At 71.6% G+C, this 8,632-nt stretch carries 7 protein-coding genes; 6 read left to right on the forward strand and 1 reads right to left on the reverse strand.

The window, feature by feature from the left end; genetic code table 11:
* The 5 genes from UW392_RS30985 to UW392_RS31005 form a co-directional block, all read left to right on the forward strand.
* Positions 1-977 (forward strand): SIS domain-containing protein (locus UW392_RS30985; RefSeq protein ID WP_320778472.1); only part of this gene is annotated, 977 nt, incomplete at its 5' end.
* 265 nt (positions 978-1,242) lie between these two features.
* The gene (manA, locus tag UW392_RS30990; protein ID WP_320778473.1) at positions 1,243-2,394 is read left to right on the forward strand and encodes a mannose-6-phosphate isomerase, class I; all 1,152 of its coding nucleotides are present in this window, start codon (positions 1,243-1,245) and stop codon (positions 2,392-2,394) included.
* Between the two features lie 172 nt (positions 2,395-2,566).
* Positions 2,567-3,547 carry a cation diffusion facilitator family transporter gene (locus tag UW392_RS30995; RefSeq protein WP_320778474.1) on the forward strand — a complete coding sequence of 327 codons (981 nt, stop codon included), beginning with the start codon at positions 2,567-2,569 and terminating at the stop codon, positions 3,545-3,547.
* A gap of 327 nt (positions 3,548-3,874) precedes the next feature.
* Positions 3,875-5,332 (forward strand): adenosylhomocysteinase, encoded by a 1,458-nt coding sequence (gene ahcY, locus UW392_RS31000; RefSeq protein WP_320778475.1) that lies wholly within the window; start codon positions 3,875-3,877, stop codon positions 5,330-5,332.
* Between the two features lie 154 nt (positions 5,333-5,486).
* Positions 5,487-6,101 (forward strand): hypothetical protein, encoded by a 615-nt coding sequence (locus UW392_RS31005; RefSeq protein WP_320778476.1) that lies wholly within the window; start codon positions 5,487-5,489, stop codon positions 6,099-6,101.
* A gap of 14 nt (positions 6,102-6,115) precedes the next feature.
* On the opposite strand, the gene UW392_RS31010 is transcribed toward UW392_RS31005, so the two are convergent.
* Positions 6,116-7,147, reverse strand: coding sequence for an RDD family protein (locus tag UW392_RS31010; RefSeq protein WP_320778477.1), 1,032 nt, complete (start codon positions 7,145-7,147; stop codon positions 6,116-6,118).
* A 128-nt stretch (positions 7,148-7,275) separates the two neighbouring features.
* Between UW392_RS31010 and UW392_RS31015 the strand changes: the two genes are divergently transcribed.
* Positions 7,276-8,283, forward strand: coding sequence for a stage II sporulation protein M (locus UW392_RS31015; protein WP_320778478.1), 1,008 nt, complete (start codon positions 7,276-7,278; stop codon positions 8,281-8,283).
* The last annotated feature ends 349 nt before the right edge of the window (positions 8,284-8,632 follow it).

Genomic DNA, 8,632 nt, shown 5'->3' on the forward strand with positions numbered 1-8,632 from the left:
GCCGGCCCCGCGCCGTCCTCATCGCCGGCCCCGGCGCCGCCGCCACCCACGCCGCCGACCTCCTCGGCACCCTCGCCGGCCCCGGCAGCCCCGTCACCCGGCTCGCCCCCAGCGGCGTCGCACCCGCCGCGGGCGCCCTGCGCTGGGACCTCCCCGGCTGGGCGGGCTCCGTGGACCTGCTGCTGATCGCCACCCCCGACGGCGCCGAACCGGGCCTGTCCCTCCTCGCCGAGTCGGCCTACCGGCGCGGCTGCACCGTCGTCGCCGTGGCCCCCGACCGCTCCCCGCTCAGCGAGACGGTCAGCGGCTCCCACGGCCTCTTCCTGCCGATGGCGACCGCCCCCTACGACCAGGACGAACCCCTCGCCGGCTCCGCCCCCGGCGTCCTGTGGGCGCTCCTCACCCCCCTCCTCGCCCTGCTCGACCGCACCGGTCTGCTCACCGCGCCGCCCGACGCCATGGAGAAGGTCGCCGACCGCCTCGACCAGGTCGCCGAACGCTGCGGCCCCGCCATCGCGACATACAGCAACCCCGCCAAGACCCTCGCCTCCGAACTGGCCGAGGCCCTCCCCGTCGTCTGGACCGAGGGCACCTCCGCCGGACCGGCCGGCCGCCGCTTCGCCGCCGCCCTCGCCGAACTCGCCGGCGCCCCCGCGCTCGTGGCCGAACTCCCCGAGGCGCTCGCCGCCCACAACGCGCTCCTCGCCGGCCGCCTCGCCGCCGGGGCCGACCCCGACGACTTCTTCCGCGACCGCGTCGAAGAGGGACCCGCCCTGCACGCGCGCGTGGTGCTGCTCCGCGACCGGCCCCTCGACGGCCTCACCGCCGCCCCCGCCGCCCGCGACCTGGCCCTCGGCCACGACACCCCCATCAGCGAACTGGAACCCGGGGCCGGCGCCGAGCTGGAGACCCTCGCCGAACTGATCGCCATCACGGATTTCTCCGCCGTTTACCTGGCGCTCGCCTCCGGCGCCTGATCTCGTACGTACTGATGTTCCGCGCGGGACAGTCCGTGTCCCGTACGCGACATCAGCGCGGGACACGGGCGCACGCCTGTGCGCACTCCCGCGCGGGACACGGGCGCACGCCTGTGCGCACTCCCGTGCGGGACACGGACGTACACCCGTGTGTACGCCCGCGCGGGCACCGTCCGCGCACCCGCACCGCACCACCCCGCCCGGACCGCACCACCCCGCCGGACCGCGCGACCCGTACGAACCGAAGAACCGGCAGAGAGAGCCCATGGACCGCCTCGACAACACCGTCCGCCCCTACGCCTGGGGTTCCACCACCGCGATCCCCGCCCTGCTCGGCACCGAGCCGACCGGCGAACCCCAGGCGGAGATGTGGATGGGCGCCCACCCGGGCGCCCCCTCCCGCACCGGCCGCGGCACCCTCGACGAGGTCATCGCCGCCGACCCCGAGCACGAACTGGGCGCCGCCGCGGTCGCGAGGTTCGGCCCCCGGCTGCCCTTCCTGCTCAAGCTCCTCGCCGCCGGCGCCCCGCTCTCCCTCCAGGTCCACCCCGACCTCGACCAGGCCCGCCAGGGCTACGAGGACGAGGAGCGGCGCGGCATCCCCGTCGACGCCCCCCACCGCAACTACAAGGACGCCAACCACAAGCCCGAACTCATCTGCGCCCTCACCGAGTTCGACGGCCTGTGCGGCTTCCGGGACCCGGAGGAGGCCGCCGCCCTTCTGGACGGCCTCGGCGTCGCCTCCCTCAAGCCCTACGCCGACCTGCTGCGCGCCCGTCCCGAGGACGCCGCCCTGCGCGAGGTGCTCACCGCCGTCCTCACCGCCGACCCGGACGACATGGCCCGTACGGTCACCGAGACCGCCGCCGCCTGCGCCCGCCTCGGCGGGGCCTACGCGCCCTACGCCGACATCGCCCACCACTACCCCGGCGACCCCGGCGTCCTCGCCGCGCTGCTCCTCAACCACGTCCGGCTCCTGCCCGGCGAGGCCCTCTACCTGAGCGCGGGCGTCCCGCACGCCTACCTGAGCGGCCTCGGCGTCGAGATCATGGCCAACTCCGACAACGTCCTGCGCTGCGGCCTCACCCCCAAGCACATCGACGTCCCCGAGCTGCTGCGCATCGTCCGCTTCGAACCCGCCGGCCCCGGCGTCCTCCGCCCCGAGGCGTCCCCCGACGGCGAAGAGGTCTACGACACCCCCATCGACGAGTTCCGCCTCTCCCGCCATGTCCTCGCCGACGGCGCCGCCCCGCACGACGTGACCCGCCCCGCCCCGCAGATCCTGCTCTGCACCGCCGGCACCGTCCGCGCCGGCGACCAGGAACTCACCCCCGGCACCTCCGTCTTCGTCCCGGCCGGCGAGAAGACCGAAGTGTCCGGAGAAGGCACGGTATTCCGCGCCACCGTCCGCGTCTGATGTCCTTCTGACGCGAACACGGCAGCCCGGTCCGGCCCACCACCGCCCGACCGGGCTGCAACAATGACCCACCGCAAAGGACGGGCAAAGCCGGTCACCGGACGAGCCCGAGCGGCAGACGCGGGCAGACGGCACGCGTAGGCAGACGGAGAGCGAAGGGACAACGCGACACATGAGCGCGTCAGGCGGAACAAAGGCGATCGTGGCGGCACTGGGCGCCAACCTGGCCATCGCGGTATCGAAATTCGTGGCGTTCCTCTTCAGCGGCTCCTCGTCGATGCTCGCCGAATCCGTGCACTCGCTCGCGGACTCCGGCAACCAGGCGCTGCTCCTCGTCGGCGGCAAGCGCGCCCAGCGCGAGGCCACCCCGCAGCACCCCTTCGGCTACGGCCGCGAGCGCTACATCTACGCCTTCCTCGTCTCCATCGTCCTCTTCTCGGTCGGCGGCATGTTCGCCCTCTACGAGGGCTACGAGAAGATCAAGCACCCCCACGAGCTGGAGCACTGGTACTGGCCGGTGGGCGTCCTCGTCTTCGCGATCATCGCCGAGGGCTTCTCCTTCCGGACGGCCATCAAGGAGTCCAACACCCTGCGCGGCAAGCAGTCCTGGGCCCAGTTCGTCCGCCACGCCAAGGCCCCCGAACTCCCCGTCGTCCTGCTGGAGGACTTCGGCGCCCTCGTCGGCCTGGTCCTCGCCCTCGGCGGCGTCGGCCTCGCCCTCGGCACCGGCAACGGCGTCTGGGACGGCGTCGGCACCCTCTGCATCGGCATCCTGCTCATCCTGATCGCCCTCGTCCTGGCCGCCGAGACCAAGTCCCTGCTGCTCGGCGAGGCCGCCGGCACCGAGGCCGTCCAGCGGATCGAGACCGCGATCGTCGCCGGCTCCACGGTCACCGGCGTCATCCACATGCGCACCCTCCACCTCGGCCCCGAGGAACTCCTCGTCGCCGCCAAGATCTCCGTACGCCACGACGGCACCGCCACCGAGATCGCCACCGCCATCGACGCCGCCGAGACCCGCATCCGCGAGGCCGTCCCGATCGCCCGCGTCATCTACCTCGAACCCGACATCTACAGCGAGGCCGAAGCGGCCAAGGGCCCCGACCGCGAGGCCACCCCCGGCGGCCCCGCCGCGTCACCGGCCGGCCACTGACCCGACCCCGCCCCACCGCGCCCGTACGCCCCTCCGGCGTACGGGCGCCGCCGTTAAGCGACCATGAAAACGACCATGATCGACCGGAACTGTACGGAGGCGGACTGGGGACGGCGGGGGCCACCGGTGTAGCTTGGGACGGAGCCAGACGTCGCTGCTGATGGCGGTCGGGCGGTCCCGTCGCGGACCGGCCGAGGGAGAGAGGGCCTCCGACGGACTGTGCTGCGCGTACGCGGGCATGCCTGTGTCCTCCTCGGGCACCCCTGTGTCCGCCGCCGCGCAGACCAGCCGAACCCACCTCGATCCGAACCCGAGGAGCAGCCCGTAATGACGACTGTCGACAACCGGCAGGACTTCAAGGTCGCCGACCTCTCCCTGGCCACTTTCGGCCGCAAGGAGATCACCCTCGCCGAGCACGAGATGCCCGGCCTCATGGCGATCCGCGAGGAGTACGCCGAGGCCCAGCCCCTCGCCGGCGCCCGCGTCACCGGCTCCCTGCACATGACCGTGCAGACCGCCGTCCTCATCGAGACCCTCGTCGCCCTCGGCGCCGAGGTCCGCTGGGCCTCCTGCAACATCTTCTCCACCCAGGACCACGCCGCCGCGGCCATCGCCGTGGGCCCGAACGGCACGCCCGACAACCCGCAGGGCATCCCGGTCTTCGCCTGGAAGGGCGAGACCCTGGAGGAGTACTGGTGGTGCACGGAGCAGGCGCTGACCTGGCCGAACAGCCCCACCGGCGGCCCGAACATGATCCTCGACGACGGCGGTGACGCCACCCTCCTCGTCCACAAGGGCGTCGAGTACGAGAAGGACGGCAAGGTCCCGTCCGTCGACACCGCCGAGAACGACGAGCACCGCGTCATCCTCGAACTCCTCAACCGCACCATCACCGACGGCTCCCAGAAGTGGACCCAGCTGGCGTCGGAGATCCGCGGTGTCACCGAGGAGACCACGACCGGCGTCCACCGCCTGTACGAGATGCACCGCGACGGCACCCTCCTGTTCCCGGCGATCAACGTCAACGACGCCGTCACCAAGTCGAAGTTCGACAACAAGTACGGCTGCCGCCACTCGTTGATCGACGGCATCAACCGCGCCACCGACGTCCTGATCGGCGGCAAGACCGCGGTCGTCTGCGGCTACGGCGACGTGGGCAAGGGCTGTGCCGAGTCCCTGCGCGGCCAGGGCGCCCGCGTGATCGTCACCGAGATCGACCCGATCTGCGCCCTGCAGGCGGCGATGGACGGCTACCAGGTCACCACGCTCGACGAGGTGGTTGACAAGGCCGACATCTTCGTCACGACGACCGGCAACAAGGACATCATCATGGCCTCGGACATGGCCAAGATGAAGCACCAGGCCATCGTCGGCAACATCGGCCACTTCGACAACGAGATCGACATGGCCGGCCTGGCGAAGATCGACGGCATCGTCAAGGACGAGGTCAAGCCCCAGGTGCACACCTGGACCTTCCCCGACGGCAAGGTCCTGATCGTGCTCTCCGAGGGCCGCCTGCTGAACCTGGGCAACGCCACCGGCCACCCGTCGTTCGTGATGTCCAACTCCTTCGCGGACCAGACCCTGGCCCAGATCGAGCTGTTCACCAAGCCCGACGAGTACCCGACCGACGTCTACGTGCTGCCCAAGCACCTCGACGAGAAGGTCGCCCGCCTCCACCTCGACGCCCTCGGCGTCAAGCTGACCACGCTCCGCCCGGAGCAGGCCGACTACATCGGCGTGAAGGTCGAGGGCCCGTTCAAGCCGGACCACTACCGCTACTGAGCCCCGGCTCCCCACCGGCCGCGGACGCGTCCGTGCACTGACGCGTCCCCGGCCGGCAGGTCCACCGAGACAGGCCCCCGCACCCCCGTGCCGGGGGCCTGTCCCATGGACGGACCAGCAGCGCCGGACCAGCCCGTCACGACCCAGGACCCCCATGCCCACCGGCCGGTATTCGCTTCACGACCCGCACGATCACACCCCCCTCGCCGAAGAGCACTTCCAGTGCGCACCCGGCCCGTCCGGATGGCGCTACGTCTCCCGGTCACTCACACCCGACGGCAACCACAGCGGCTCCGTCGACCTCGCCCTCGACGGACTCGGGCGCCCGATCCGTCTCGAACTCCGTGCGACCGACTGGCAGGTACGCGGCGCCGCCGTCGACGGCGTCACCTGGGTCCGCTCCGACCTCACCGGAGCTCACGCCACCGAAGGCAATGTGCGCGCCCACGCCTTCACCGGCACCTCCCCGGCCTTCCTCGTCGCCACCGCCCGTCTCCTGCGCCTCACCCCCTCCGCGACATCCACCCGGGTACGCCTCGTCGCCCTCTCCGAACCGGTCCTCGCCCCCCGCACCGTGGACCAGTCCTGGGCCTTGCTGAAAAGAGAAGCACACGCCACTGACAGTGGCCCCCTGACCGTGGACGAGTACCAGGTCACAGCCCTGGACACCGGCGAGCAGCACACCGTGCACCTCGCCGGCGACGTGGTCCTGGCGGCCCCGGGCATCGAACTGGAGGAGCTTCGGTCGCCGCCGTCCGTCTTTCCCTGACCGTTCAGGCGCGCTTAGGCGGGCGGCACGAAACCCGTGCCGGAAGGTCCGTCGGCGTCACCGCCGGTCCCCGCGCCGTCCGGGGCCGGCCACGCACCGGCGGACCCGGCGGCCGGCGACGGCGGCACGGCGGGTGGCGACGACGGCATGGCGGACGGAGTCGTGGCCGGCGGGGCGGCGTCGTACGGAGCAGCCGTGGGCGGGACCGCCGGAGCCGCGTACGGCCCGGCAGCCGGACCCGGCCCGGACGAGGCGTGTGACAGGGGAGAGGCGGGAGACGTGGGAAACGTGGCGGGACCTGGCCCGAAGGCCCGGCGGGCCTCCCGAGCCTGCCGCTCCTGCACCACAGCCGCCAGATAGGCCGCCGCCGGCACGCCCTGCGGCACCGGAGTGCCCGTACTGGCCGCGACGTCGGCCGCCAGCCGCCCCGCCATCGCCTGACCCACCTGCGGGTCCAGCTGCCGCATCCGCGTCAGGTACTGCCGGACGGCCAGCCACAGATGGTCCGGCACCGCCGACAGATCGAGCTCGGCGAAACGACCCGACAGCCACGGCGGAGGCGGCGGCACGAAACCGCCGGGCGCCGTCGGCACCCGCTCCCGGACGACGAGCGTGCCCGCGAAGACGTCACCGACCCGCCGTCCGCGCGCCGACACCAGAGAGGCGATGCAGGCCACGACCCCGAACGTCATGAGGATCTCGATCACGCCGAGGAGCCCGCGCACCAGAGCGTGCCGGAACCGGATCGGCCCGCCGTCGTCCCGCACCACACGCAGTCCGCACGCCATCTTGCCGAGCGACCTGCCGTGGCTGAGCGTCTCGACCGCGATCGGCCCGCCCACCAGCAACAGAACGAAGGCCGCGATCGACAGCGCCGTCTGCGCCGCCACGTCGAGCGACGCGGTCGCGGCCACCAGCGCGATGGTCACCGCCACGTAGACGGCCACAGCGACCGCCAGGTCGAGCAATACGGCCAGCGCCCTGCTGGGCAGTCTCGCGGGGCGCAGCTCCAACGCCACCGCCTCGCCGGTCACCAGCTCACTCACGCCCGTCGCCCTTCCCCTGACCTGCCCTCGACACGGCCAGTCTGCCAAGCTGAGCATGCATCGCGCCCCAGTACGACAAGCTGATCCACGACGAGCCCGCCGACGACAGCCGAGGAGCAGGCACACCGATGGACCTCGACGTCTTCGTCTCCGCCCACCGCGCGGAGTGGGACCGCCTCGATGCCCTGCTCAAGCGCCAGCGCCACCTCACCGGTGCCGAGACCGACGAACTCGTCACCCTCTATCAGCGCACGGCCACCCACCTGTCGCTGATCCAGTCCAGCGCTCCCGACCCGCAGCTCACCGGACGGCTCAGCCAACTGGTGGCACGCGCGCGTGCGGCCGTGACCGGCACCCGCACAGCGTCATGGCGAGACGTCACCCGTTTCCTCACCCACGGTTTCCCGGCCGCCGTCTACAAGGCACGCCACTGGTGGGTCCCCACCGCGCTGCTGTCCACGGCCGTCGCGGCCCTGCTGGGCTGGTGGATCGGTACGCACCCCGAGGTGCAGGCCACCATCGCGGCCCCGAGCGAGCTGCGCGAGATGACCCGCCCCGGCGGCCAGTACGAGGCGTACTACTCGACCCATCCGGCGACCTCCTTCGCCGCTCAGGTCTGGACGAACAACGCCTGGGCCGCGGCCCTCTGCCTCATCCTGGGCGTCTTCCTCGGCCTCCCGGTGATCTGGATCCTCTTCCAGAACATGCTCAACCTCGGTGTCGGCTTCGGCTTGATGTCCTCGGCCGGCCGCCTCGACACGTTCCTCGGCCTCGTTCTCCCGCACGGTCTGCTGGAACTCACAGCGGTGTTCGTGGCCGCGGGCACCGGCATGCGTCTCGGCTGGACCCTCGTCGACCCCGGCCCGCGCACGCGCCGCGCGGCACTCGCCGAAGAAGGCAGAGCGGCCATCGGCATGGCGATCGGCCTCGCCCTGGTCCTGTTCGTCTCCGGGGCCATCGAAGGCTTCGTCACCCCGTCCGGCCTCCCTACCTGGGCCCGCCTCACCATCGGCGTACTCGCGGAACTCGCCTTCCTCGCGTACGTCTATGTCCTGGGCGGCCGAGCCGCTCGCGCAGGTGAGACGGGTGATGTGGAGGCCGCCGAGCGAAGCGCCACGGTGCCCACGGCCGCCTGATGTGCGCTCGGGCCCGGTGAACTGCTAATCTCCTCTTCGCCCCACAAGAGCCGTTGACACGGAAGGCGCGGGGAGGTAGATTCGAACAGTTGCCTGCTGGTGGCTCAGCCCCGAGGCGACTGGGATAGTCTGTCGGCTTCACGACTCGATTGAAGTTCGAAGAAGCCCCGATGAAATCGGACACGGATCGCCGGTCAGACCGGCCGAAAACTTCTGATAAAGTCGGAACCGCCGGAAAGGGAAACGCGAAAGCGAGAACCTGGAAAGCACCGAGGAAATCGGATCGGAAAGATCTGATAGAGTCGGAAACGCAAGACAGCAAGACAAGCAGGACCGAAGGGAAGCGCCC

The sequence above is a fragment of the Streptomyces sp. CRN 30 genome (assembly GCF_034105845.1).